A 24,212-nucleotide genomic window follows, 5' to 3' on the forward strand; every position below is an offset into this window, starting at 1 on the left:
TAGGCCTATCAGGCGTCGCCTTCTGCCTCTGCAAGTGCCGGCTCGATCGGAGCTTCGGCCGAAGCGCCGAGGTCGCGGCCCGAAGCGCCCTGCTGGCGAGCGATGCCGTCGATGGCAGCGCGTGCGATCAGGTCGCAATAGAGAGCGATGGCGCGCGAGGCGTCGTCGTTACCGGGGATCGGATAGTCGATCTGGTCCGGATCGCAGTTACTATCGATGATCGCAACAACCGGAATGCCAAGACGCTTTGCTTCGTCGATGGCGATCTTTTCCTTGTTGGTGTCGATGATGAACATCAGGTCCGGCGTGCCGCCCATGTCGCGGATACCGCCGAGAGCCTTGTCAAGCTTTTCGCGTTCGCGCTCGAGGTTGAGGCGTTCCTTCTTGGTGAAGCCCTGGGCTTCGCCGTTCAGGATCTCGTCGAGCTTGCGCAGGCGCTGGATCGAGTTCGAGATCGTCTTCCAGTTCGTCATCATGCCGCCGAGCCAGCGGGAGTTGACGTAGTACTGGGCCGAACGCTTTGCAGCGTCAGCGATGATTTCAGAGGCCTGGCGCTTCGTACCGACGAAGAGAACGCGGCCGCCGCCGGCAACCGTGTCGCTGACAGCCTTGAGGGCCGTGTGCAGCATCGGAACGGTCTGGCCGAGGTCGATGATGTGAACGTTGTTGCGGTCGCCGAAAATATACGGCTTCATCTTCGGGTTCCAGCGGTGGGTCTGGTGGCCGAAGTGTACGCCAGCTTCAAGCAGCTGACGCATGGAAAAATCAGGCAATGCCATGCTTATCGTGTCCTTTTCCGGTTGAACCTCCGTGGGACAACGACGCTCTCGCGCCACCGGCGGAACATCCGGATTTCTCCCGAAAAGTCCCTAGCCCCACGTGTGGAATGGGCGGCCTTTATAATGGAGTCGCGAAAAAGACAAGCCCTGTGGGCGCGAAAGGCCGATTTTTCAGGCCAATTGCATCACTTGCAGCTTGCGTCGGTCTTCAGTAGGTCCAGTTCCGCCAGTTTGCCGGAGAGGATGAAGTCGCCGTAGTCCATGACGAGATCGCGCGTGATTCCGTTTTCGTAGAGCTTGAACGAGACGCGATAGGTCGGCAGCTGATCCTTGCCTGTCTTATCGTCGAAATAGGCAACCGTGACCGGCCAATAGGCTTCCTTGGCAAGGACGCCGGGGTTCTCGCCGTCCATATCCGGCTTGGCGGCATCCGGCTTCACCAGATCGCCGACGATCGTGGTGGTGTAGAGCGACTTGTCGCCGGTGTCCGAGCCATCGAAGACGCGGGTTTCGAAGAAATGGACGCCGGCGCGCGCCTTGTCGATGACCTCGATCATCTGCTCGGTCGGAAAGCTGCTCTTGGCAAGTTCCAGCTTGCGCCGGTCGGGCTGGTTGAGGCTGACTTCGAGACCCGTCTTGCCGGCCTGCGCTTCGCCACGAACGTTCTGACTGAGCTTCTCGTCAGAAAAGGATTTGGTTTCGAACTGGAACTGGCCCTTCGGCAGGTCCTCGAAGGTGGTCGTCTGCTGGTCCGTCAGGCGCTTTTCGCCGCCCATGTCTACGGCGGTGACAAAGCGGAACTTGACGTTGAACCCCTTGCAGGCCGAGCCCGTGAATTCATAGACCATGCGGCCATACATGTCGTCGATGCCGGAATTTTCCGACGAATGCTTCAGCACCAGATCGTAGATGGCGCGGTGCGCGGCAAGTCCGTCGGCAGCTCCCGCAGTGGCCGGAAGCGGCACCAAAGCCGCGATCGTCGCACTTGCGCAAAAAGCCTTTGCCCAAAAAGCCTTTGCAAGGTGTCGCCGAAACATTCTATTCCTCCGGACCAGAGCCGCATGATTTTCTCCGATGCTATAGAGATTGGCCTTTAAAAAGGCGAGCGTCAAATTACCTTCATGATGAAGTCGGAGCGTCGGAATCAGGCAATGGTGATTGCCGGGACACAGGATAGACGGATTGCTGCGGCAACGATGACCGTCAAGATTTGGAGTGAGTGATGACCAACGAAATTTCCAAGCGACTCGAAGACCTGGGGATTACGCTCCCTGTCGCAGCGGCCCCGGCTGCGAACTATGTTCCTTATGTGATTTCGGGCAACACGCTCTATCTTTCCGGCCAGCTTCCCATCGAAGGTGGTAAGGTCGCGGTGACCGGAATCGTCGGAAAGGATGTGGCGCTTGAAGACGCAAAGCGTGCGGCTGAACTCTGCGCCATCAACATTCTGGCCCAGGCCTCCGCAGCGCTCGGCGGTGATCTGACGCGGGTCAAGCGGCTGATCAAGATCAACGGTTTTGTCGCCTCGGCTCAGGATTTCACGAACCAGCACCTTGTCATCAACGGAGCGTCGGACCTACTCGTCAACGTACTGGGCGAAGCGGGCAAGCATGCGCGCGCGGCCGTCGGCATGGCGTGCCTGCCGCTCAATGCCGCTGTCGAGATCGACGCCATCCTGGAAATCGCATGATGTCCGACATTGCCTGGTTGACCGAACGCCCGATTGCGCACCGCGGCTATCACGACATGAACAAGGCGGTCTGGGAAAACACGCTCTCGGCCTTCTCGCGCGCCGTCGACGCGGGCTTTGCCATCGAGTGCGACCTGCAATATGCCTCGGATGGTGTGCCGGTTGTGTTCCATGACGACGACCTGGAACGGCTCTGCAATATTCCGGGCGACGTGCGCGCGAAGACGTCAGCCGAACTCTCGCTGATGACGATTGGCGGGACGAAGGACCGCGTGCCGAAGCTCCGGGACATGCTGAACCTCGTGAAAGGCAAGGTGCCGCTCGTCATCGAACTCAAAGGCCGCGCCGGCGACGACGATGGCTTTGTCGAATCGGTTCTCGACACTCTGGAAGGCTATCATGGGCCGGTTGCGCTGATGAGTTTCGACCATTGGCTGTTGCGGGAGCTCAAGGAAATCGGCGTGCCCTACCCCGTCGGGCTGACAGCCTATGGCGACAAGCCGGAAATCTGGGATCGGCAGGTTCAGGAGATGGCTATCGGCCTCGACTTCACATCCTACCACTACGCTCACCTGCCCAATCCGTTCACGGACGGGCTTCGTAGCAAGGGCATCCCGGTCATCACCTGGACGGTGCGTGACGAGGCTGCCATCAGGCAGACCTTCGAAAACGCCGACCAGATGACCTTCGAAGGGTTCGATCCCCGCGAGACTAAAGCCGCCTGATGACAGAGTTCAAACGCCGCATCGTTGAAAAGATTTCCTCCGTTCCCAAGACGGAATGGGATCGGCTGAACGGTGCGGAACGCGGCGGGCACATTCCCTACAATCCTTTCGTGTCGCATGCCTATCTTTCGGCGCTGGAGGATTCCGGCTCGGCCGTGTCCCGCGCCGGCTGGCAGCCGCGCCATATCGCGCTGGAGGATGAGAACGGGCGGATTGCAGCAGTCGTGCCCTGTTATGGCAAGTCGCACAGCCAGGGTGAATATGTCTTCGACCATGCCTGGGCGGACGCGTATGAGCGGGCCGGCGGGCGCTATTATCCGAAATTCCAGTGTACTGTTCCGTTTACCCCCGCAAGCGGCCCTCGCCTGCTGGTCGCGGACGGGCGTACCGACCTGAAGGGACAGCTCTCAAGGGCGCTGCGCGAGGAGACGGACCGGCTGGGGATTTCTTCCGCGCATGTGACCTTCCTGCAGGAGGACGATCTGGCGGTTCTGGAGGGCGACGGCTATCTGCATCGGACCGACCAGCAGTTTCATTTTCTCAACAAGGGCTATGCGAGCCATGAAGACTTTCTCGCTGAACTCTCCTCGTCCAAGCGCAAGAACCTGCGCAAGGAGCGGCGTTCGGCGCTGGAGAACGGCCTCAGCATCGACTGGCTGACCGGGCGCGATCTGACCGAGGATATCTGGGATCAGTTTTTCGCCTTCTATATGGACACCGGCAGCCGCAAGTGGGGCCGACCCTATCTGACCCGCGAATTCTATTCGCTGATCGGTGAGCGCATGCCGGATGACATTCTGCTCGTTATGGCCAAGCGCGAGGGGCGATATGTCGCGGGCGCGATCAACTTCATCGGCGAGGATGCGCTTTACGGCCGGCACTGGGGCTGTATCGAGGATCATCCCTTCCTGCATTTCGAGGTCTGTTATCATCAGGCGATCGATTTCGCCATCGCCCGCAAGCTCGACCGTGTCGAGGCGGGTGCGCAAGGCGAGCACAAGCTGGCGCGCGGCTATCTGCCGGTGACGACGCATTCGGCGCATTACATCGCCCACCAGGGCCTGCGCAACGCGGTGGCCGACTATCTGGAGCGCGAGCGCGAGGCGATCGCCGAGACCGGTGAATATCTTTCCGAACACAGCCCTTTCCGCAAGGGCGAGGAACAGCCGTAACGGCTAATCAAGACAGGGAGACACGAGATGTCCGCGACCTATGACGACAACAACATCTTCGCCAAAATCCTGCGCGGCGAAATCCCGGCCTTCAAGGTCTATGAGGATGACGACACGCTGGCCTTCATGGACGTGATGCCGCAATCGCCGGGCCACACGCTGGTGATCCCAAAGGCTCCGTCGCGCAATCTGCTCGATGCCGATCCGGCCGTGCTTTCGAAGACGATCCCGGTCGTGCAGAAGATTGCCGTTGCCGCCAAGAAGGCATTCGCGGCCGATGGCATCCAGCTTGTCCAGTTCAACGAGCCGGCCTCGGGCCAGACCGTATATCACCTGCATTTCCATATCATCCCGCGCTTCGAAGGTGTGGCGCTGAAGCCGCATACGGGCAAGATGGAGGACATGGAGGTTCTCAAGGCCAATGCCGAGACGCTGAAGGCAGCGCTCTGAGTCGCGTTCAGATCCCCAGAAGATGAAGGCCCAAGGCCACTAGAGCCAGCGATACGGCAATGCCGGCGAGCATATTCTTCTTCAGCAACAGGAAGACGGCGAAGCCGGCAGCAGCCGCGCCTATGCGCAGTGTCACTGGCGTTCCGGCGAGCACACCGCCGGGGTAGAGGATCTGGCTGGCGATGACCCCCGCGACCAGTGCTGTTGCAACAGACCGCACCCAAATCAGCGCCTCGCTCTCTTCCGACAATTGCTTGCCACCGAAGACACCGAGCCAGCGCCAGATATCGGTGCCGAGCGTCCCGGCAATCAGAATGAAAACGAAGACGCCGATTTCCTGTGCGGTCATGGCGCGCGTCTCCGTCTGGAGCGGTCGATCACATAGGCAAAGGTTCCGGCGACGAGGCCGGTGACCAGCATGTCGATCTGCGGCGCGACATAGTGTGAGGCGGGCGCAACGATCATGCCGAGCGCCAGCGCCCAGTAGATTACCGGCTGGCGGGCTGATTCCCAGATCGACATGACGAAATACATCGGCGTCAGGAAATAGAGCGTGCCGGCCGCAATCGGCGGGAGTTGCGAGACGACCCCATAAAGGCTGAACACGATCGCGGTATTGACCAGCGTCAGCGTGATGCCGAGCCCGGCAAAGAAGGCAATCCGCCCTTCGCGCGGGATGTCCTGCACCTTTTTCAGCGTATAGACCCAGGCGGTGATTGCGACGAAGTGCGACAGGAAGATCAGCAATGCCGATGAGGTCTTCTTCTCACGGATTTCTGGAACCAGCGCCGCCACCATTGGCGTCATGCGGATCGAAGCAAGGCTGACGGCTAGAAAGGCGGCAAGTACGCCCATGCCGGACGAAATCGCGCCGACCACAATCATCTGCGAGGGCAGCGCCCAGACGAAGAAGGTGAGAAACGCCGCCTCCTCGCGCGTCAGGCCGGACTGAAAGGCCAGCGCGGTGAAGCCGACAAAGGCCGACATGAGAATAAAGCCGGGAAGCGAAAAGAGCCCCTTCATTCCCTCGACAAACCAGGCGCGGCGCGACCGCTCGGCGCGCATGTCCGTCATCGTTCACTCATGTCAGGAAATCCGGGGATGAAGAGGTGGGAGGGACGCGGCGCTTTCGAGCCGCGTCCTGATGACGATCAGACGTTGATGTCAGACGGTGCGCTTTTCTTCGCGCGCGAGGCCTTGGGCTTTGCCGGGGATTTGATGGCTGCTTTTGCAGCCGCCTCTTCCTCGGCTTCCGGCTTCGGCTCGACCTTGGCGCCTTCCGGGATGAAGTCGAGCTTCAGCTCGTCCCCATCGACGGAGACGCGGACCACGCCGCCCTTCTTGAGCCTGCCGAAGAGGATTTCGTCGGCAAGCTTCTTCTTGATGTTTTCCTGGATGACGCGCGACAGCGGGCGGGCGCCCATCTTGTCGTCGTAACCCTTCCTGGCCAGCCAGTCGGTCGCTTCGTCGGTGAGTTCGAAGGTCACGTTGCGTTCCGAAAGCTGGGCCTCGAGCTGCATCACGAACTTCTGCACCACCTGGTGGATAACCTGCGGCGGCAGCGGCGCGAACTGGATCGTCGCATCGAGTCGGTTGCGGAATTCCGGCGTGAACAGGCGGTTCATCGCCTCGACATCCTCATCCGTCCGCTTCGACGAGCCGAAGCCGATGGCCGACTTTGCCATTTCGGCAGCGCCCGCATTGGTCGTCATGATCAGGATGACGTTACGGAAATCGATCTTCTTGCCGTTGTGGTCGGTCAGAGACCCATGGTCCATGACCTGCAACAGGATGTTGAATATATCCGGATGCGCCTTCTCGATTTCATCGAGCAGCAGCACGCAATGCGGATGCTGGTCGACGCCATCGGTGAGCAGACCGCCCTGGTCGAAGCCGACATAGCCGGGAGGCGCACCGAGCAGGCGCGACACAGTGTGCCGCTCCATATATTCCGACATGTCGAAGCGCAGCAGTTCCACGCCGAGCGACGAGGCCAGTTGCTTGGCGACTTCCGTCTTGCCCACACCGGTTGGACCTGCAAAGACGTAGCAGCCGATCGGCTTGTTCGGCTCGCGCAGACCGGCACGCGCCAGCTTGATCGCGGACGACAGCGCGTCGATGGCATTGTCCTGGCCGTAGACGACCGAGCGCAGTTCCTTGTCGAGATTGGCCAGAACCATCTCGTCGTCCTTCGACACGGTCTTCGGCGGAATACGGGCCATGGTCGCAATCGTGGCCTCGATCTCCTTGTCGGTGATCGTCTTGCGGCGACGCGAGGCCGGCAGCAGCATCTGAGCGGCACCGGCTTCGTCGATCACGTCGATCGCCTTGTCCGGCAGCTTGCGGTCAGAGATATAGCGCGCCGAAAGCTCGACAGCCGCCTTGATGGCGTCGTTCGTGTATTTCAGCTTGTGGTAATCTTCGAAATAGGGCTTCAGGCCCTTCATGATGTCGATGGCATCGTCAATGGACGGCTCGTTGACGTCGATCTTCTGGAAACGACGAACCAGCGCGCGGTCCTTTTCGAAGAACTGGCGATATTCCTTGTAGGTGGTCGAGCCGATGCAGCGGATCGCGCCGGACGACAGAGCCGGCTTCAGGAGGTTCGATGCATCCATCGCACCGCCCGACGTAGCGCCAGCCCCGATCACCGTGTGGATCTCGTCAATGAACAGGATCGCGCCGGGATAATCTTCCAGTTCCTTGACGACCTGCTTCAGGCGCTCTTCGAAATCGCCGCGATAGCGGGTTCCCGCAAGGAGAGTTCCCATGTCGAGCGAGAAGATCGTTGCGTTTTCAAGCGCTTCCGGAACCTTCTTCTCGACGATGCGCTTGGCAAGACCTTCCGCAATCGCCGTCTTGCCGACGCCCGGATCGCCTACGTAAAGCGGGTTGTTCTTGGAGCGGCGGCAGAGAATCTGGATCGTGCGGTTGACCTCGTCGTGGCGGCCGATCAGCGGGTCGATCTTGCCGACCTTGGCCTTCTCGTTGAGGTTGACGCAATAGGCCTTCAGAGCATCCTGCTTCTTCTTGCCCTCGCCTTCCTCATGCTCATTGCTGCCACGCTGGGCGGTCGGACCGCTCTCGTTTTCCTCGGTGACACCGCGTGGCGAGCGGACTTCGCTGGCGCCCGGCCGTTTGCCGATCCCATGCGAGATATAATTGACCGCGTCGTAGCGGGTCATTTCCTGTTCCTGCAGGAAGAATGCGGCGTGGCTTTCGCGTTCGGCGAAAATGGCCACAAGCACGTTTGCTCCCGTCACTTCCTCGCGGCCGGAGGACTGAACGTGGATGACGGCGCGTTGAATAACACGCTGGAAACCCGAGGTCGGCTTGGAATCCTCCTCGTAGCCGGTGACCAGGCTGCCGAGTTCGGTATCGATATAGTCGATGACGGTCTTGCGCAGCGCGGGGAGATCGACATTGCAGGCGCCCATGACGGCGGCGGCGTCGGTGTCCTCGATCAGCGCGAGAAGCAGATGCTCCAGCGTTGCGTATTCATGATGGCGCTCATTGGCAAACGTGAGGGCCTGATGGAGCGCTTTTTCCAGACTTGGCGAAAATGTCGGCACGATTTTCCCTCACTTCTTTTCCATGACACATTGCAGCGGATGCTGGTGTTGCCGGGCGAAATCCATCACCTGCGTCACCTTTGTCTCCGCCACCTCGTAGGTGAAAATTCCGCATTCGCCGACGCCATGGTTATGAACATGCAGCATGATGCGGGTCGCGGCCTCCCGATCCTTCTGGAAGAAACGCTCCAGAATGTGGATCACAAATTCCATCGGGGTATAATCGTCGTTGAGAAGCAGGACCCGGTAAAGGCTTGGGCGCTTTGTCTTGGGCTTGGTTCGCGTGATCACGGCGGTGCCGCGATTGCCGCCCGTCCTGTTATCATCATCATTTTCAGCCTGCATATGGACCGGCATGACGATCATTTCCGGTTAAACTCCTTCGGTATTTCCATTCATTGGATCGACAAGAGATACGCATCGACCCGGGAGGCGAAGCTCCTATCTAAGTGCATCGTTCTGCTATTTTAAGGCCTTCCCGGCTGTCCGCAACGGGAAATGATGGCCAAGGCAGGCAAGCCCCTACATTTCTTCGTGAGGTCGGTCGCGACGTAAGCAATGCGCGGCATCCCGCCAGCATGGTCAGGACAAATAAAAACCGGCCCACAATGGAGCCGGTTCGCAAAAATCGTCGATACAGTCGGAAAGACTGAGTCTATCAGGCAGCTTCGTTGAACTGCGGAGCAGCCGAAACGTTCGCCTTGTTCATGGCCGTCTGGAACGGCGCGTAGGCGGTCTTGGCAACATCGGCGTAAAGTTCGCTGATCTTCGTCGCTTCGGCAACCATCTTCTCGAAGGAAGACTTCACGAAGGACGTCTGCAGCTCGACAGCAGCTTCGATGCTCTTCACGCCCGCAAGCTTTTCAACGTGAGCTACGCTTTCTTCGAAGGACTTCTTGGAGAAATCCGCCGCTTCAGTCGCAATCGCCTGAAAACCCTGGGTCACGGCCGAATAGTTCTTCAGCATCGTTTCCATGGCTTCCTTGCTCTTGTGGCTGGCTTCATCAAAATTGAACATTGCTTCACCCTTGAGTTCGAGAAGAGGCCGCATCTTTATATGCAGCGCACAAAAAAGTCAACTCAAGATCGTGCAGAGCACACAAGGCCGAAAGTCTATAAATATATCAAATTTATGAATTTATTCGGCTTTGATAAATGCTGCGACGCAAACAACGAGATAGCGCCGCAGCACGCTGACAAAGGCACTCAGAGGTCTATGTCGAGGATCGCCATCGAGAAATTGTAAGACAGCTCGCCCTCTTCCTCATCCTTGTAGATGACGCCGAGAAACTCGTCTTCGAGATAGACTTCAGCGGAATCGTCCTTCCGCGGGCGCGCCTTGACCACCATGGCCGGATTGAGATTGCGCTTCAGATAAGCCTCGAGCTTGCGAATTTCTTCCGGTTTCACGATATCTTCCTTATAGTCTGCAGGGATTGGGAACGGCCCGGCTTTTGGCATACCCGGCATGAGGCTGTAAACCCCGGCGGATTGCGCATCATCTGTCGCCGCGCGAACAATGAGGCTTTGCACAATCCTAGCTGAGCATTTATTAATCCATTTTTATATGTGACTCACTATGTTTGAAATCCATTGACGAATGGCGGGCAGGTTTTTGTCGGACGCAAGCAGATTTGAAAAGGCAATGAAGGTTGCGCAGGCGAAGTCGGCTTTGTCCGGCTTGTTCCTGTCGCTTGCGATGAACAGTTTCATCGCCATTTCTCTTGCCGCCCTCCTCGTTCTGGACCGGCCGAGCCGACCCGTTCTTTATTGGCTTATTGGCGTGCTTGTGATCAACGCCGTGCGCTTTGCCTATGTGATCGGTATCCGGCGGCGGGAAACGCTGAAAAGAAACCCTCAACTGGTCCTGAATTTTCTGGCCCTTGGCGCCCTGATGAGCGGCATCTGCTGGTCCATTGTTCCGCTTGCGCTTTCCAATATTGCCGAAAGCCATGACAGCTATGTCATCTTCATCATCACCGGGATCACCGCCGGAACGCTGATCCAGGATGCGGCCTACGCGATTGCCGCACTGGCCTTCCTCACGCCGCCGCTTTTCGCGCTCGACACGATCATGCTGTTCTCCGGCACGTCCACCGGGTTCCTGATCGGTGCGAACGCGGTCGTGCTGACGGTAATCATCGTGCGCAACACGTTCGAGGCCGAGCGCCAGTTTCTGGCGCGCACCCGCAGCGCGCTTGAAGCACGGGCGCTCGCCAAGTCGCTGTTCAATGCGAATGCGCATATCGTTGATTCCAACAAGCAGCTCGAAGTGCTGGCCCGTCAGGATGCGCTGACAGGCCTTGCAAACCGCGCCTCCTTCAACGAAGCGCTCAATGCCCGCCTTTCCGATTTGAGCGGTGATACGGAACTGGCCCTTGTCCTGTTCGACCTCGATCGCTTCAAGGCGGTCAACGACACCTACGGACACCGTGCCGGCGACAAGCTTCTGCTCGCCTTCACCCGTAAACTCAGGACACTGTCAGAACCGGAAGACCTGCTGGCACGCCTCGGCGGCGACGAGTTCGCAGCCGTCATCTGCGGCAAGGGAGCCACGGAGCGTTCACGGCATTTCGCCACCAAGGTGGTGGAAGGCTTTCGCGATCCGGTGATCGACGGCGGCCTGCAGACGCGCAGCGGCGCCAGCGCAGGGGTTTCCTTCGCGCCGGAGCATGCACGCGAGCCGGACGGGCTCTTCGCCGCAGCGGACATGGCGCTTTACGACGCCAAGGAACGTGGCCGTCGCCTTGTTTCCGTATTCAACAGCACGCTGCGCGAACGGTTGAACCGCCAGCGCCTCATCGAGGCCACCCTGCCCGCCGCGATTGCGAACGGCGACGTGCGCGCGGTGTTCCAGCCGCAGGTGTCGCTGATCAACGGCGACGTCATCGGCTTTGAAACGCTCATGCGCTGGTATGACCCAGTGCTGGGGCACGTCAATCCGCAGGAAATCGGGGAAGTCGCGGCCAATGCCCATATGGGTCATCACGTTACCCGCTTCATGCTGATTAAGGCCTGCGAGTTCCTCCGCGCTATTGAAGACGCCGGTCGCCTCGATATTCCCGTTGCCGTCAACATATCGCCGCGTGAGTTCGCAAACGTCTCGCCCGCCGACATGTTCATCGAGGTTGCCGCAGAGTACAATATCGATCCAGACCGTATCGAGATCGAGATTACGGAAGAGACGCTGTTCGACACCAAGAGCTCGAATCATCAGCTGGTGCGCCTCAAGAAGGCAGGCTTCAAGATCGCCGTCGATGACTTCGGTATGGGACACTCGTCCCTTTCCTACCTGATCGACATGCGGATCGACAGGCTCAAGATCGACCGCAACTTCATCACCGGCATCGCGCACAATCCGCACAACCAGGCTCTGGTGACCGCCCTGCTGACGCTCGGCAAGGCGCTTGATCTCGCAATTCTGGTCGAGGGTGTGGAAACGCGCGAGGAAGCGGAAAAACTGATCGAACTCGGCTGCGATCAGGCTCAAGGCTTCCTGTTCTCGAAGGCGCTGACCCCTGCCGATGCGGCGCTGTGGCTTGCCCAGCGTGAACTGCTCGGCAAGGATGTCATCAAGCTGGGCGCTGCCAAGCGCATCGCCTGACGGCCTGTCACTCACTCAAATTCGATCTTCCGCGGCAAGATTGCCGCCTAAAGGCTTCCCGTTGCCTTGCTTTTCTTTTATGGAACACGCAAAAAACGGTTCATCTCGGGCCAATCGGCCCCGGATCAATGCGAGGACACCTTCGTCAATGCTCGATCTCTTAAGGCGCGGCGCGCAAACTTGGGTCGCCAAAATTTTCTTCGTGCTGCTGGTTGGCTCTTTTGGCGTATGGGGCATTTCCCGTTCACTCGTCCCCGATACGCCGGACGCCGTCATCACCGTAGGCGACCAGAGGGTCGGAATGCGCGAATTCCGTATGGCTTACGAGCGCCAGATTGCCGGCATTTCTCGCCAGATCGGCCAGCGTATAACCCCGGAGCAGGCCCGCGCGTTCGGGATCGAGCAGCAGGTCTATGGGCAGCTTGCGGCAGGTGCGGCTCTCGACCAGCTGTCCACCAAGATGAAACTCGGACTTTCGGAGGCGCGCCTGGCTGAGGAAATTGCCAAGGAGCCGGCTTTCCGCGCCGCAAACGGCAAGTTCGACCGTCAGGTCTTCGCCGCAGCGCTCCGCAATGCCGGTTTTACCGAGGCGGACTACATCCAGAGCCAGACCAAGGTTGCCATCCGCAGCCAGCTCGTCGATGCGATCGCCGATGGCTTCAAGGCGCCGAAGACGCTGACGGACGCAATGGCGCAGTATCGTGCGCAGACGCGGGATATCAAGTACATCCTTCTGTCCTCTTCGAACGTCGAAGCAGTCAAGCCGCCGGCCGACGATGTGCTGTCCAAATGGTACGACGAACACAAGGCCGCCTATCGCGCGCCCGAATATCGCAAGTTCACCTATATGAAGCTTGAGGCGGCAGACATCATGGATCCGGCGACGATTTCGGACGCCGCAATCAAGGCCGACTACGAAAAAAACAAGAGCCGCTATCTGACGCCCGGCTCGCGCTCGATCGAGCTGCTCCCCTTCCCCGACAAGGCAGCCGCCGAGAAGGCGGACCAGCGTCTGAAATCTGGCGAGATCACCTTCGACAAGTTCGTCGAAGAGACGGGCCGCAAGCCGGCCGATGTCATGCTCGGCAATTTCGAAAAGGCCAAGGTTCCCGATCCGAAGATTGCGGAAGCCGCCTTCGCGATCCCGGCCGACGGTGGCGTGAGCGACGTTGTCGATGGAGCTTTCGGCCCCGTTATCGTGCGTGTCACGAATATCAAGCCGGATAGCCAGAGCTCGCTGGACCAGGTGAAAGACAAGATCCGCCGCGACATCGCCCTGTCGCAGGCTGCCCAGGACATCCTGAACGTGCGTGACCGTTACGAGGATCTGCGAGCCTCCGGCGCCTCACTCGAAGAGGCTGCCAAGCAGCTCAAGCTCGGTTCGATCACGGTGGACGCGGTCGATGCTACCGGCAAGGACATGAAGGGCGAGCCGGTCAAGGAACTGCCGGCACAGCAGAAGCTTCTGGGCGAAGTCTTCAAGGCCGAACAGGGTGTCGATGCCCTGCCGATCAGCATAGGCCAGGACGGCTATGTGTGGTTCGAGGTCAAGGACGTCATCGCCGCGCGCGACCGCAAGCTTGAAGAGGTTCGCGATCGCGCGGTCGTGGACTGGACGACAGAGCAGACGCAGAAGGAATTGGACGCCAAGGCGGATGCCATCGTGAAGGACCTGAAGGGCGGCAAGGCACTCACCGAGATTGCTTCAGGCCTTGGCGTGAATGTCGAGGAGAAGACCGGCCTCAAGCGCAACACTGAGGACGCGGTCCTGAGCCCGCAGGCCGTTGCTGCTGCCTTCGGCGGCGCGGAGGGTCATGCGGCCTCTGCCTGGACTGCGGACAAGAGCGAAAAGATCGTTCTGCAGGTCACGGCCACCGGTACCGATACGAATGTCGATCCGCTCGCCAATGACAACCGCCAGATCGAACAGCTCGCCAATTCCGCCGGCGACGACATGCTCGATGAAATGGTGACCAAGCTGCAGGGCCAGTACGGCGTTGCGATCAATCAGTCGCTGGCACAGCAGGCGATCACACGGTAAGGCGGCAGGCGCCGGGGGAGTTTTCATGCCCGACTTGAAGCAACATCTTGCAAAGGTCGCCAATGGCGAAAGCCTGGATACGCAAGAGGCGCGCGACGCCTTCTCGATCATCATGAGCGGCGAAGCCACGCTGGCTCAGATCGGTGGCTTCCTGATGGCACTGCGTGTGCGTGGCGAGACCGTCCCGGAAATTGTCGGCGCCGTCGGCGTAATGCGTGAAAAGATGCTGCGCGTCGACGTCCCGGCGCATGCGGTCGATATCGTCGGCACTGGCGGCGACGGCATGAAGACCTACAATATCTCGACGCTCGCTTCGCTGATCGTTGCGGGAACCGGCGTGCCGGTTGCAAAGCATGGCAACCGGGCGCTGTCTTCGAAGGCCGGAACGGCCGATGCCCTGAGCGCGCTGGGTGTCAAGCTCGACATCGGACCGCAGGTCATCTCGGCGTGTATCCGCGAGGCGGGCATCGGCTTCATGTTCGCCCAGCTTCATCATTCGGCAATGCGACATGTCGGACCGGCCCGAGTCGAACTCGGTACGCGCACGATCTTCAACATTCTGGGACCACTCGCCAATCCCGGCAGCGTCAAGCGACAACTGGTTGGCGTCTTCTCGCCGCACTGGCTGCATCCGATTGCCGAGACGTTGCGCGAACTTGGCTCCGAAAGTGTCTGGGTCGTTCACGGCGGCGGGCTCGATGAAATTACGACGACGGGAACAACCGATGTCGTGGCGCTGGAAGACGGCAAGATCCGCGCCTTCAAGCTGACGCCTTCCGACTTTGGTGTCGAGACGGCAACGATTGACGATCTTCGCGGCGGCGATGGCGAAGAGAATGCGCGGGCGCTACGCGCCGTCCTGGATGGCGAAAAGAACGCCTATCGCGACATCGCGCTGGCGAATGCTGCTGCATCGCTGGTTGTTGCCGGCGTTGCACAGGACATCAAGACCGGCATGACGCTCGCCATCGAATCGCTCGAAAGCGGCGCTACCGCTAGCGCTCTCGACAAGCTGATCGCCGTTTCCAATTCCGTAGAGTGAGCGGGTAATCAGGAACCTCCGATGACCGACATCCTGAAGAAGATCGAAGCCTACAAGCGTGAGGAAATTGCGGCTGCAAAGGTTGCTGTTCCGCTCGCAGAGCTAAAGGCACGCGCCGCCGATCAGGCACCACCCCGCGGCTTTGCGAAAGCCTTGATGGCGAAGCAGGAAGCGGGCGCGTTCGGCCTCATCGCGGAGATCAAGAAGGCGAGCCCGTCCAAAGGGCTCATCCGCCCGGATTTCAATCCGCCGGCACTGGCCGCGGCCTATGAGGCGGGTGGCGCTGCCTGCCTCTCCGTGCTGACCGACACGCCAAGCTTTCAGGGCGCACCGGAATTTCTGACGGAAGCCCGCAAGGCCTGTTCGCTGCCGGCGCTGCGCAAGGATTTCATGTTCGAGACCTATCAGGTTCACGAAGCGCGCGCCTGGGGCGCGGACGCGATCCTGCTGATCATGGCAAGCCTCACGGATGATGAGGCGCGCCGGCTCGAGGATGAAGCATTCTCGCTCGGGATGGATGTCCTGGTCGAAGTTCACGACGAGGAAGAGACGGAGCGCGCCCTCAAGCTCGCCTCCCCGCTCCTGGGCATCAACAACCGGAACCTCCGGACCTTCGAAGTCAGCCTCGCGGTCAGCGAACGGCTGGCGAAGATGGTGCCGGAAGACAAGCTACTCGTCGGTGAAAGCGGAATCTTCACGCATGAGGACTGCCAGCGCCTGAAAGCGAGCGGCATTTCGACCTTCCTCGTCGGCGAAAGCCTGATGCGGCAGGCGGATGTGACCGCTGCAACGCGCCTGCTTCTCACCGGGCAAGCTGCGAGCGTCGCAGCCGAATGACGGGCGCACTCACCCATATCAACGAAAAGGGCGACGCCCACATGGTCGATGTGGGCGCGAAGGACGATACCGAACGCACGGCCAGTGCCGAAGGCTACATCCGCATGAAGCCGGAAACGCTGGCGTTGATCCGCTCCGGCTCCGCCAAGAAGGGTGACGTGCTGGCGACCGCTCGCATCGCCGGCATCATGGCCGCCAAGCAGACATCCAACCTCATCCCGCTGTGCCACCCGCTGATGCTGACCAAGGTTACCGTCGAGATCGAGGAAGCGCCGACGCTTCCCGGCTACCGCGTCGTGACGACGGCAAAGCTGACCGGCAAGACGGGCATCGAGATGGAGGCGCTCACGGCCTGTTCTGTCGCGTGCCTGACGATCTACGACATGGCCAAGGCCGCCGACAAGGGCATGGAAATCGGCCCCATCCGCCTGCTGACAAAGTCCGGCGGCAAGTCCGGCGATTATGTTTACGAAGGCGGGATTGGCGATGACATTGTTGCCGGTTGATGCAGCGCTCATCCGGCTTCTGGCGCTGGCCAAACCCGTCACCGAGAGCGAAACGCTGCCGCTTGATGGCTGCGCCGGCCGCGTTCTCGCATCCGACCTCGCCGCCAAACTCACGCAACCACCCTTCGATTCGTCCGCCATGGATGGCTACGCGATCCGGACAGCCGATGCGCATGCGGATGCCCGCCTCAAGCTGATTGGCGAATCTGCTGCCGGTCATGCCTTCGATGGGACCATCAGCCCCGGAGAGACGGTTCGCATCTTCACGGGCGCGCCCGTGCCGAAGGGTGCCGATGCCGTCCTGCTGCAGGAAGATGCCGTGCGCCACAACGACGGCACGATCGGTATGACCTTCTTCCCCGAACCGCGCCGGCATATCCGTCCACGGGGACAGGATTTCCGCGAGGGCGAGACGGTTCTGAAAGCAGGAAGCGTGATGACGCCCACCCGCCTGATGGTGGCAGCGGCGATGGATCATTCGAGCCTTTCCGTCCGCCGGCGCGCGCGAGTCGGCTTGCTCGCCACAGGCGACGAACTTGTCAGGCCCGGCGAGCCCCGCGCGGCAAGCCAGATCATCGCCTCCAACACCTTTGCGGTGGCCACTCTTGCCCGCGATTGCAGCGCAGACGTGACCGATTTCGGGATTGCGCGCGACACGATGGACGATCTGACCGGCAAGATCGCGGCGGCACGCGCAACCGGGCTCGATGTGCTGGTCACACTTGGTGGCGCCTCCGTGGGGGATCACGACCTGGTGCAAAGAGCGCTGAAGAACGCGGGCATGCAGCTCGATTTCTGGCAGATTGCCATGCGTCCGGGCAAGCCGCTGATGGTTGGATCGCTTGGCGACATGATCGTTATCGGCCTGCCGGGGAATCCGGTCTCCAGCATGGTCTGCAGCCTTCTCTTTCTCGAGCCCCTGCTGGCAAGGCTCGCAGGGCAGCCCGCACCGAAGCGCGAGGCAGAGGTCATTGTGGCCAAAGCACTCGGCGAAAACGACAAGCGGCGCGACCATCTGCGCGCGCGGCTGTCGCGCGACCCGCAGGGTCGCCTTGTCGCCGAACCGTTCGAGAAGCAGGATTCTTCGATGATGAACGTGCTGGCGCAGGCTGGCTGCCTGGTCATCCGCGAGCCTTTCGCGCTGCCCATGGCCGCTGGCGAAACGGCGCGCGCGATCCTCCTTCGTGATCCCGAAACGCCCTGAGGAATAGCGCTCAGACCATCTCTGGAAACGCCTGCGGGATGACATCGACCAGCGTCTCGGCCGTCAGCCCCCCGCCCGCCACCTGACCTGACCGCCCATGGATCCAGACGGCAGCGCAAGCCGCCTCGAAGGCGGGTGCGGCATGGGCGAGCATGGCGGCGGTGATCCCCGCCAGAACATCCCCTGACCCCGCTGTCGCCAGATCGGCAGGCGCATTGGTGTTGATCGCGGCCCGACCATCCGGCGCCGCGATGACGGTATCCGAACCCTTATAGACGATCACCGCGCCCGAGCGGGCTGCGGCCTTGCGTGCGCGCTCGACCTTCGAGCCGCTGGCCGAGGCAAGATCGGGGAAAAGCCTGCCGAACTCGCCTTCGTGCGGTGTCATGACGACCGTCGCCCCTTCCGCGTGGATCGCTTCGAACAGGGATTTCGGCTCGCTGGCAAAGGCGGTCAGCGCGTCGGCATCCAGCACGGTCGGTTTGGTGAGAAGCGAGAGCGCGAGTTCCCGCAAAGCCGCGCTGACGCCGTATCCGGGACCAACCACGAAGGCGCTGACGCGATGATCGCCCAGCATCGCGCGGATGGCGCGGCTGTCTGCCTCGCGCAGCATGACGGCATTCAGATGGGCCGCATTGACCGCCAACGCTTCCGACGGCGAGACCAGAGTGACCGCGCCGGCGCCGGCCTTCAGGGCAGCAGTTGCCGACAGACGGGCGGCGCCCGAACTCGTTGGACCGCCTGAGAAGACGGCAACGTGGCCGCGGGCATATTTGTGGCTCTCCGCCGTCGGGCCGGCAAGGGCGTCGGAGAAGAGGCCGGGACCGTTTTCCCAAAGCTTGCCGGCCCGCGCCATCACCAGCCGCTTCGGGATGCCGATATCGAAGACATGCAGCGCGCCGCAGAGTTCGCGGCCAGGCAACAGGAGGTGCCCCGGCTTCCGCGCCATGAAGGTGACAGTGTCGGTCGCAGAAAAAGCCGCACCACGGATCTCGCCGGTTTCTCCGTCGAGCCCGGAGGGTATATCGGCCGCTACGATAGGAAGCCTCAGCTTCGTCGCATCGGCAATGATGCGTGCCACATCCTGCGGCACATCGCGGCTGAGGCCGGCGCCGAATATCGCATCGATGATCACGTCGCCGGGGCGGCAGGCATAGGCGGACAAGGGCGCGACTTCTGCTTCGACTCTGGCGCGCGCGCGTGCGGCGTCACCCTTAAGGTCCTCGCTCCCAATTCCGTAAATGCAGAGACTGGCGCCTGCGCGAGCGAATGCTGCTGCCGCGACATAACCGTCGCCGCCATTGTTGCCCGGTCCGCACAGTACAACGAAACGCCCCGAATCCGGATAACGGGCAAGAGCCAAGGCGGCGACGGCTTCGCCGGCGTTCTGCATCAGGCGAAACGAGTCGATGCCTGAGCCGGCGGCATCAGCATCAACGAGACCCATCTCGCGCGGACCGATCAGAATTCGTTCAAATTCGTGCAGCATCCTCATTCCCGCTTCCCGAAAAGGCGCTCACGCGACCAGCAATTGGACTATTTTTGTGCATTTGATGAATATATACGCATATATTCACCGGTCATTGCTCGACCGATTGATCCTTGCATCAAGTCCTTGCTCCCCTGCGTCGTATTTTCGCTGAGAATTCATCGAATGCCACTGGCCTTTTAAGCCGATTTGGGTGAAAACTCTTTGAGAGCAGTGAGATATCAACCGAATTTTGCCGCAACATCAGGCAATTGGCATGATATCTGCATTGAGTTGGGCGCGGGGCGAATATTCGCCTCACGTCAACGGGAGAAGCGGAGAAGTATTTTCTCATGAAAAAGATCGAAGCGATCATCAAGCCCTTCAAGCTCGACGAAGTGAAGGAAGCACTGCAGGAAGTGGGTCTGCAGGGGATCACTGTGACCGAAGCCAAAGGCTTTGGCCGTCAGAAGGGCCATACTGAACTCTATCGCGGCGCCGAATATGTCGTCGATTTTCTCCCCAAGGTGAAGGTCGAAGTGGTGCTGGCAGACGAGAATGCGGAAACCGTCATCGAGACGATCCGCAAGGCGGCGCAGACCGGCCGTATCGGCGACGGAAAGATCTTCGTGTCCAATATCGAGGAAGTCATCCGTATCCGTACCGGCGAAACGGGTCTCGACGCCATCTGATCTCGGCCCGGCAACGGGTCGAGCGCATAAGGGACTGGAAACACCTGTCGTCATCAAAAAGGGATAAACTCAAATGGCGAAATCGAAAGATATTCTGAAGCAGATCAAGGACAACGACGTGAAGTTCGTTGACCTCCGCTTCACGGATCCCAAGGGCAAGCTGCAGCATGTGACCATGGACGTGACTTGCGTCGATGAGGACATGTTTGCTGACGGCGTCATGTTCGACGGTTCGTCGATCGGCGGCTGGAAGGCCATCAACGAGTCCGACATGGTGCTGATGCCCGACGCGGAAACGGCCCACATGGACCCGTTCTTCGCGCAGTCGACGATGGCCATCGTCTGCGACATTCTCGACCCGGTCTCCGGCGAGCCCTACAATCGCGACCCGCGCGGCACGGCCAAGAAGGCCGAAGCCTATCTCAAGGCATCCGGCATCGGCGACACGATCTTTGTCGGCCCGGAGCCCGAATTCTTCGTCTTCGACGATGTGAAGTACAAGGCCGACCCGTACAACACGGGCTTCAAGCTCGACTCGTCGGAACTGCCGTCGAATGACGACACGGACTACGAGACCGGCAACCTCGGCCACCGTCCGCGCGTCAAGGGCGGCTATTTCCCGGTTCCGCCGGTCGATAGCCTTCAGGACATGCGCTCGGAAATGCTGACGATCCTCACCGAAATGGGTGTGGTCGTCGAAAAGCATCACCACGAAGTGGCTGCCGCCCAGCATGAGCTCGGCGTCAAGTTCGACACGCTGGTGCGCAACGCCGACAAGATGCAGATCTACAAGTATGTCGTGCATCAGGTCGCCAATGCCTATGGCAAGACGGCAACCTTCATGCCGAAGCCGATCTTCGGCGACAACGGCTCGGGCATGCACGTGCACCAGTCGATCTGGAAGGACGGCAAGCCGACCTTCGCGGGCGACGAATATGCCGGCCTGTCTGAATCGTGCCTCTATTACATCGGCGGCATCATCAAGCATGCCAAGGCGATCAACGCCTTCACCAACCCGACGACGAACTCCTACAAGCGTCTCGTCCCGGGTTATGAAGCGCCGGTTCTGCTCGCCTATTCGGCTCGCAACCGTTCGGCCTCGTGCCGCATTCCGTTCGGCTCGTCGCCGAAGGCCAAGCGCGTGGAAGTCCGCTTCCCCGACCCGGCACAGAACCCCTATCTTGGCTTCGCCGCCATGCTGATGGCCGGCCTCGACGGCATCAAGAACAAGATCCATCCCGGCAAGGCCATGGACAAGGATCTCTACGACCTGCCGCCGAAGGAGCTGAAGAAGATCCCGACGGTTTGCGGCAGCTTGCGCGAAGCGCTCGACAGTCTGGACAAGGACCGCAAGTTCCTGACCGCCGGCGGCGTGTTCGACGACGACCAGATCGATGCCTTCATCGAACTGAAGATGGTCGAAGTGATGCGTTTCGAAATGACGCCGCATCCGGTCGAGTTCGACATGTACTATTCGATCTGATCGTTCGATCAGTGAAAACCAAAGGAAGCGGGGGAGCAATCCTCCGCTTTTTTGTTGGGCACGCCGCCACCCGCTTTAAGTCTTTGCCGGATGGCGGTATGACCCGAGCATAACACTCATTGTATATGGTGCCGCCCCGTGGACATGCTCACTCCTCACATCCTGCTTTCGGTCGTCTTTGGCTATCTGCTCGGCTCGATCCCCTTCGGCCTGATCCTCACCCGTGCGGCAGGGCTCGGCGACGTGCGAAAGATCGGTTCGGGCAATATCGGCGCGACCAACGTGCTGCGCACCGGCAACAAGAAGCTGGCGGCGGCGACGCTGCTGCTGGACGCCTTGAAGGCAACGGTCGCGGCCGTTGTGGCGGCGCATGTGTTTTCGCTGGAAGCTGGCATCGCCGCTGGCTTTGCAGCCTTTATCGGCCACCTTTATCCGGTGTGGCTGAAGTTCAAGGGCGGCAAGGGTGTGGCCACCTATATCGGCGTTCTTCTGGGGCTGGCTCCACTCATGGTTCTGGTCTTTGCGGTGATCTGGCTCGGCTGTGCCAAGATCACACGCTACTCGTCGCTTTCCGCCCTGGTTGCAACACTCGTCGTTCCGGTTGTAGAGTGGTTTGCGGGGGATCACAGGGTTGCCGCAGCACTTGCCGTCATGACGGTCATTACCTGGATCAAGCACAAGCAGAATATCGAACGACTTCTGGCCGGCACAGAAAGCAGGATCGGTCAGAAGGGGTAGAACCGGGGACACTCCATGGCGGAACGCGCTGCGAAGGGCATCAGACTGACCGAAAAGCAGCGCATCGCCTGGCTTCGGCTCATCCGCTCCGACAATGTCGGCCCCGTCACCTTCCGCGATCTGATCAACCACTTTGGCACGGCGGAAACCGCGCTGGCCATGCTGCCCGAGCTTTCGGCGCGCGGCGGTTCCTCTCGCGCCATTCGCGTGGCCAGCGAACAGGAAGCACTTGCCGAACTGGAGGCCGCCCGCCGGCACGGCGCGCAGTTTATCGGTATCGGTGAGCCGGATTATCCATCGGCACTCCGGCAAATCGACGGCGCGCCGCCGCTTCTGGCCGTCAGGGGCGACCTCGCAGCCTTTCACGCGCCGGCGCTCGGCATTGTCGGCTCGCGCAACGCCTCCGTCGCCGGGGCGAAATTTGCGGCGATGATCGCCACAGAGGCAGGCCGCGCCGGCTTCAACGTGATTTCCGGACTGGCGCGCGGCATTGACACGGCAGCCCATCGCGCCAGCCTGTCTACGGGAACGATTGCGGCGCTGGCCGGGGGGATCGACAAGCCTTGACGAACAGTCTACTAAATGAGTATCCCTCTGGTAACACAGGGGGATTTCCTTTTGAGAGCATCCGAACTTAAAGGCCGTCGTGCCATCTCCTACGCCCGTTGGTCCTCCGGGAGGCAATCGCGGGGTAGCTCATCGGCTCGCCAGCAGAAGCTTGCGCATGACTACGCGCAACAGCATGGCTTGATCCTTGATGACCAGATCGTTGACGACGGTATCAGCGCATTCACAGGCGACAACCTGCAAGCCGGTTTGGGCAGGTTCCTAGAAGGCGTAGAAGCAGGACGGATACCCAGAGACACCGTGCTTCTAATCGAGAACATGGACCGCTTCTCCCGGCGGAACCCTGTAGATGCCCTGCCGAAGTTCCTTGAGGTGCTGGCCCTTGGCCTCACCGTCGTGACCCTTCAAGACGAACTGATACACACCCACGACGCCTACAGCGGCGATCCCACGGCCATCATGCGGTCCCTGCTATCAATGCAACTCGCCTATGAGGAGAGTAAGAAGAAGAGCGTCCGCGCCCGTGAGACGTGGGACAACAGGCTCTTGCGGATAAGCGGGGGGCAACGCCTGTCTATGAGCAAGGTTCCCTTCTGGATTGACAGGGGAACGGCTCAACTCAATCACCGCGCCGACGATGCCAAGCGTGTCTTTGAACTGGCATTGGCTGGCAACGGCGCAAGCAACATCACCCGCATGTTGAACTCTGAGGGCATCCCCAGCCCTCGCGGCGGAAGCTGGGGAAAGAGCGTTGTGCAGGATGTCTTGAAATCCAAGGCAGCCTTCGGGACGCTGGTGGTCCGTGAGCACGAACAGCCCGACTACTTCCCGCCGATAGTCTCTAAGGACAACTGGTTGGCCCTTCAGAACCGGGCGGCGCAGCAAAGGCGAAACCCGCAAGCATCCACCGACGCCAACCTCTTCTCACGGCTCTTGAAGTGCGGCGGGTGCGGCGGTCCCATTTGCGTCTCAACAGCCTATGGCCGCTACCGCTATGCCCGGTGTGATAATCAGGTTCACCGCCGGAACGACTGTAAGATGGGTTCATGGCCCTACAACAAGCTTGAAGAGTTGATCGTGTCACGAATGGGGGCACTGCTAAGTCTCCCGCCCGATCCCCTGCAAGAGTCCCCGGAGGATGCCGCCTTGGTGGAGGAAATCCAGAGCCTTAAGGCGCGGCTTGATCGGACCATCGCCCTTTCCATTGAGGCGGAAACGACTGAGACATCAAGCCTATACCGTTCCGCTGCCGATGGGCTGGCAAGGCAGATCGAAGCGGCAAAGGGGCGTCTAGCGCGTCTTGAGGAGAACGGCGCATCAAGGGTTGTCGCGGGGGAAATGATCGAGGACATGCAACAGGCGTGGGAGGAAGTGCAGGCCTTGAGGACATCCGACCGCCCTCGCCTCCGCGCCATGATCGCCGCCGTTGTTGACGAAGTTCGGTTGATGCCCTTCGATACCGACGACTTCAACGTTGCCCAAGTGAAGTTAAAGACGATGCGGGAACCGCACAACGTCTTTCTGGAACCCGATAGCATCCGTGGGAGAAAAGCCGGAGTCCCGAAGCGCCCCAACAGGAGGAAGCGGGTGGTTTGACCCTGCGCTTCCTATACCCAACGCGCTATCCCCCTCCAACTTTTGC

Annotated in this window: 23 protein-coding genes and 1 pseudogene; 15 read left to right on the forward strand and 9 right to left on the reverse strand. The window is 60.4% G+C overall.

Features of this window, described 5'->3' with window-relative positions; translation table 11 throughout:
- Window positions 1–8: 8 nt before the first annotated feature.
- Together rpsB and ABID16_RS05055 are read right to left on the reverse strand one after the other, a co-directional pair.
- Window positions 9–779, reverse strand: a complete 771-nt coding sequence (rpsB, locus tag ABID16_RS05050; protein WP_354555243.1) for a 30S ribosomal protein S2 — start codon at window positions 777–779, stop codon at window positions 9–11.
- A 185-nt stretch (window positions 780–964) separates the two neighbouring features.
- Entirely contained in the window at window positions 965–1,816 is an 852-nt protein-coding gene (locus ABID16_RS05055) for a cell envelope integrity EipB family protein (protein ID WP_354555244.1), read from the reverse strand.
- 185 nt (window positions 1,817–2,001) lie between these two features.
- Between ABID16_RS05055 and ABID16_RS05060 the strand changes: the two genes are divergently transcribed.
- From ABID16_RS05060 to ABID16_RS05075, 4 genes are read left to right on the forward strand one after another with little or no spacing between them, the layout of a single operon-like run.
- On the forward strand, window positions 2,002–2,469 hold the full coding sequence (locus ABID16_RS05060) for a RidA family protein (protein ID WP_354555245.1): 468 nt from the start codon (window positions 2,002–2,004) through the stop codon (window positions 2,467–2,469).
- Window positions 2,469–3,194: a glycerophosphodiester phosphodiesterase gene (locus ABID16_RS05065; protein WP_354555904.1), complete on the forward strand. Its 726-nt coding sequence runs from the start codon at window positions 2,469–2,471 to the stop codon at window positions 3,192–3,194. Before ABID16_RS05060 ends, ABID16_RS05065 begins: the two co-directional genes overlap by 1 nt.
- Window positions 3,191–4,366 carry a GNAT family N-acetyltransferase gene (locus ABID16_RS05070; RefSeq protein WP_435532387.1) on the forward strand — a complete coding sequence of 392 codons (1,176 nt, stop codon included), beginning with the start codon at window positions 3,191–3,193 and terminating at the stop codon, window positions 4,364–4,366. Before ABID16_RS05065 ends, ABID16_RS05070 begins: the two co-directional genes overlap by 4 nt.
- Window positions 4,367–4,393: 27 nt before the next feature.
- Entirely contained in the window at window positions 4,394–4,816 is a 423-nt protein-coding gene (locus ABID16_RS05075; protein ID WP_354555247.1) for an HIT family protein, read from the forward strand.
- Between the two features lie 7 nt (window positions 4,817–4,823).
- Here the strand turns inward: ABID16_RS05075 and ABID16_RS05080 are convergent, their stop codons facing one another.
- The 6 genes from ABID16_RS05080 to ABID16_RS05105 form a co-directional block, all read right to left on the reverse strand.
- Window positions 4,824–5,165 carry an AzlD domain-containing protein gene (locus tag ABID16_RS05080; RefSeq protein WP_354555248.1) on the reverse strand — a complete coding sequence of 114 codons (342 nt, stop codon included), beginning with the start codon at window positions 5,163–5,165 and terminating at the stop codon, window positions 4,824–4,826.
- Window positions 5,162–5,890 (reverse strand): AzlC family ABC transporter permease, encoded by a 729-nt coding sequence (locus ABID16_RS05085; RefSeq protein ID WP_354555249.1) that lies wholly within the window; start codon window positions 5,888–5,890, stop codon window positions 5,162–5,164. Before ABID16_RS05085 ends, ABID16_RS05080 begins: the two co-directional genes overlap by 4 nt.
- A gap of 77 nt (window positions 5,891–5,967) precedes the next feature.
- Window positions 5,968–8,388, reverse strand: coding sequence for an ATP-dependent Clp protease ATP-binding subunit ClpA (gene clpA / locus ABID16_RS05090; protein ID WP_354555250.1), 2,421 nt, complete (start codon window positions 8,386–8,388; stop codon window positions 5,968–5,970).
- Window positions 8,389–8,397: 9 nt separating this feature from the next.
- Window positions 8,398–8,754, reverse strand: coding sequence for an ATP-dependent Clp protease adapter ClpS (clpS, locus tag ABID16_RS05095; RefSeq protein WP_109857745.1), 357 nt, complete (start codon window positions 8,752–8,754; stop codon window positions 8,398–8,400).
- Window positions 8,755–9,046: 292 nt separating this feature from the next.
- Entirely contained in the window at window positions 9,047–9,406 is a 360-nt protein-coding gene (locus tag ABID16_RS05100; protein WP_354555251.1) for a phasin family protein, read from the reverse strand.
- Window positions 9,407–9,594: 188 nt separating this feature from the next.
- Complete coding sequence (locus tag ABID16_RS05105) at window positions 9,595–9,798, reverse strand: DUF3126 family protein (protein WP_354555252.1); 204 nt, start codon at window positions 9,796–9,798, stop codon at window positions 9,595–9,597.
- A gap of 235 nt (window positions 9,799–10,033) precedes the next feature.
- Here ABID16_RS05105 and ABID16_RS05110 point away from each other — a divergent pair, with 235 nt between their 5' ends.
- The 6 genes from ABID16_RS05110 (at window position 10,034) to ABID16_RS05135 (ending at window position 17,622) form a co-directional block, all read left to right on the forward strand.
- The gene (locus ABID16_RS05110; protein ID WP_354555253.1) at window positions 10,034–11,992 is read left to right on the forward strand and encodes a putative bifunctional diguanylate cyclase/phosphodiesterase; all 1,959 of its coding nucleotides are present in this window, start codon (window positions 10,034–10,036) and stop codon (window positions 11,990–11,992) included.
- 148 nt (window positions 11,993–12,140) lie between these two features.
- The gene (locus tag ABID16_RS05115; protein ID WP_354555254.1) at window positions 12,141–14,033 is read left to right on the forward strand and encodes a SurA N-terminal domain-containing protein; all 1,893 of its coding nucleotides are present in this window, start codon (window positions 12,141–12,143) and stop codon (window positions 14,031–14,033) included.
- Window positions 14,034–14,058: 25 nt separating this feature from the next.
- Window positions 14,059–15,075, forward strand: a complete 1,017-nt coding sequence (gene trpD, locus ABID16_RS05120; RefSeq protein ID WP_354555255.1) for an anthranilate phosphoribosyltransferase — start codon at window positions 14,059–14,061, stop codon at window positions 15,073–15,075.
- A 21-nt stretch (window positions 15,076–15,096) separates the two neighbouring features.
- Window positions 15,097–15,912 (forward strand): indole-3-glycerol phosphate synthase TrpC, encoded by an 816-nt coding sequence (trpC, locus tag ABID16_RS05125; RefSeq protein ID WP_354555256.1) that lies wholly within the window; start codon window positions 15,097–15,099, stop codon window positions 15,910–15,912.
- Entirely contained in the window at window positions 15,909–16,418 is a 510-nt protein-coding gene (moaC, locus tag ABID16_RS05130; RefSeq protein WP_354555257.1) for a cyclic pyranopterin monophosphate synthase MoaC, read from the forward strand. Before trpC ends, moaC begins: the two co-directional genes overlap by 4 nt.
- Window positions 16,399–17,622 carry a molybdopterin molybdotransferase MoeA gene (locus ABID16_RS05135; RefSeq protein ID WP_354555258.1) on the forward strand — a complete coding sequence of 408 codons (1,224 nt, stop codon included), beginning with the start codon at window positions 16,399–16,401 and terminating at the stop codon, window positions 17,620–17,622. The genes moaC and ABID16_RS05135 overlap by 20 nt, the downstream gene beginning before the upstream one ends.
- Before the next feature lie 10 nt (window positions 17,623–17,632).
- Here ABID16_RS05135 and ABID16_RS05140 read toward each other — a convergent pair whose 3' ends face one another.
- Window positions 17,633–19,111, reverse strand: coding sequence for an NAD(P)H-hydrate dehydratase (locus tag ABID16_RS05140; protein ID WP_354555259.1), 1,479 nt, complete (start codon window positions 19,109–19,111; stop codon window positions 17,633–17,635).
- 332 nt (window positions 19,112–19,443) lie between these two features.
- Here ABID16_RS05140 and ABID16_RS05145 point away from each other — a divergent pair, with 332 nt between their 5' ends.
- The 5 genes and pseudogenes from ABID16_RS05145 (at window position 19,444) to ABID16_RS05165 (ending at window position 24,166) form a co-directional block, all read left to right on the forward strand.
- Window positions 19,444–19,782 (forward strand): P-II family nitrogen regulator, encoded by a 339-nt coding sequence (locus tag ABID16_RS05145; protein ID WP_112627428.1) that lies wholly within the window; start codon window positions 19,444–19,446, stop codon window positions 19,780–19,782.
- 73 nt (window positions 19,783–19,855) lie between these two features.
- Complete coding sequence (gene glnA / locus ABID16_RS05150) at window positions 19,856–21,265, forward strand: type I glutamate--ammonia ligase (protein ID WP_354555260.1); 1,410 nt, start codon at window positions 19,856–19,858, stop codon at window positions 21,263–21,265.
- A gap of 144 nt (window positions 21,266–21,409) precedes the next feature.
- Entirely contained in the window at window positions 21,410–22,003 is a 594-nt protein-coding gene (gene plsY / locus ABID16_RS05155; protein WP_354555905.1) for a glycerol-3-phosphate 1-O-acyltransferase PlsY, read from the forward strand.
- Window positions 22,004–22,018: 15 nt separating this feature from the next.
- Window positions 22,019–22,567 (forward strand): annotated as a pseudogene (locus ABID16_RS05160) (DNA-processing protein DprA); the annotation flags it as partial.
- 18 nt (window positions 22,568–22,585) lie between these two features.
- Window positions 22,586–24,166, forward strand: coding sequence for a recombinase family protein (locus ABID16_RS05165; RefSeq protein ID WP_354555261.1), 1,581 nt, complete (start codon window positions 22,586–22,588; stop codon window positions 24,164–24,166).
- Window positions 24,167–24,212 lie beyond the last annotated feature (46 nt).

It is taken from the genome of Limnomicrobium aquaticum (assembly GCF_040545545.1).
GTDB classification, from domain to species: Bacteria; Pseudomonadota; Alphaproteobacteria; order Rhizobiales; family Rhizobiaceae; genus Ensifer_A; species Ensifer_A aquaticum.

Excerpts from the sequence above, each read along its gene's own strand:
- rpsB (WP_354555243.1), bottom strand. The coding sequence starts at position 779 with ATGGCATTGCCTGATTTTTCCATGCGTCAGCTGCTTGAAGCTGGCGTA.
- ABID16_RS05055 (WP_354555244.1), bottom strand. The coding sequence starts at position 1,816 with ATGTTTCGGCGACACCTTGCAAAGGCTTTTTGGGCAAAGGCTTTTTGC.
- ABID16_RS05060 (WP_354555245.1), top strand. The coding sequence starts at position 2,002 with ATGACCAACGAAATTTCCAAGCGACTCGAAGACCTGGGGATTACGCTC.
- ABID16_RS05065 (WP_354555904.1), top strand. The coding sequence starts at position 2,469 with ATGTCCGACATTGCCTGGTTGACCGAACGCCCGATTGCGCACCGCGGC.
- ABID16_RS05075 (WP_354555247.1), top strand. The coding sequence starts at position 4,394 with ATGTCCGCGACCTATGACGACAACAACATCTTCGCCAAAATCCTGCGC.
- ABID16_RS05080 (WP_354555248.1), bottom strand. The coding sequence starts at position 5,165 with ATGACCGCACAGGAAATCGGCGTCTTCGTTTTCATTCTGATTGCCGGG.
- ABID16_RS05085 (WP_354555249.1), bottom strand. The coding sequence starts at position 5,890 with ATGACGGACATGCGCGCCGAGCGGTCGCGCCGCGCCTGGTTTGTCGAG.
- clpS (WP_109857745.1), bottom strand. The coding sequence starts at position 8,754 with ATGATCGTCATGCCGGTCCATATGCAGGCTGAAAATGATGATGATAAC.
- ABID16_RS05100 (WP_354555251.1), bottom strand. The coding sequence starts at position 9,406 with ATGTTCAATTTTGATGAAGCCAGCCACAAGAGCAAGGAAGCCATGGAA.
- ABID16_RS05110 (WP_354555253.1), top strand. The coding sequence starts at position 10,034 with ATGAAGGTTGCGCAGGCGAAGTCGGCTTTGTCCGGCTTGTTCCTGTCG.
- ABID16_RS05115 (WP_354555254.1), top strand. The coding sequence starts at position 12,141 with ATGCTCGATCTCTTAAGGCGCGGCGCGCAAACTTGGGTCGCCAAAATT.
- trpD (WP_354555255.1), top strand. The coding sequence starts at position 14,059 with ATGCCCGACTTGAAGCAACATCTTGCAAAGGTCGCCAATGGCGAAAGC.
- trpC (WP_354555256.1), top strand. The coding sequence starts at position 15,097 with ATGACCGACATCCTGAAGAAGATCGAAGCCTACAAGCGTGAGGAAATT.
- moaC (WP_354555257.1), top strand. The coding sequence starts at position 15,909 with ATGACGGGCGCACTCACCCATATCAACGAAAAGGGCGACGCCCACATG.
- ABID16_RS05135 (WP_354555258.1), top strand. The coding sequence starts at position 16,399 with ATGACATTGTTGCCGGTTGATGCAGCGCTCATCCGGCTTCTGGCGCTG.
- ABID16_RS05140 (WP_354555259.1), bottom strand. The coding sequence starts at position 19,111 with ATGCTGCACGAATTTGAACGAATTCTGATCGGTCCGCGCGAGATGGGT.
- ABID16_RS05145 (WP_112627428.1), top strand. The coding sequence starts at position 19,444 with ATGAAAAAGATCGAAGCGATCATCAAGCCCTTCAAGCTCGACGAAGTG.
- glnA (WP_354555260.1), top strand. The coding sequence starts at position 19,856 with ATGGCGAAATCGAAAGATATTCTGAAGCAGATCAAGGACAACGACGTG.
- plsY (WP_354555905.1), top strand. The coding sequence starts at position 21,410 with ATGCTCACTCCTCACATCCTGCTTTCGGTCGTCTTTGGCTATCTGCTC.
- ABID16_RS05165 (WP_354555261.1), top strand. The coding sequence starts at position 22,586 with ATGAGTATCCCTCTGGTAACACAGGGGGATTTCCTTTTGAGAGCATCC.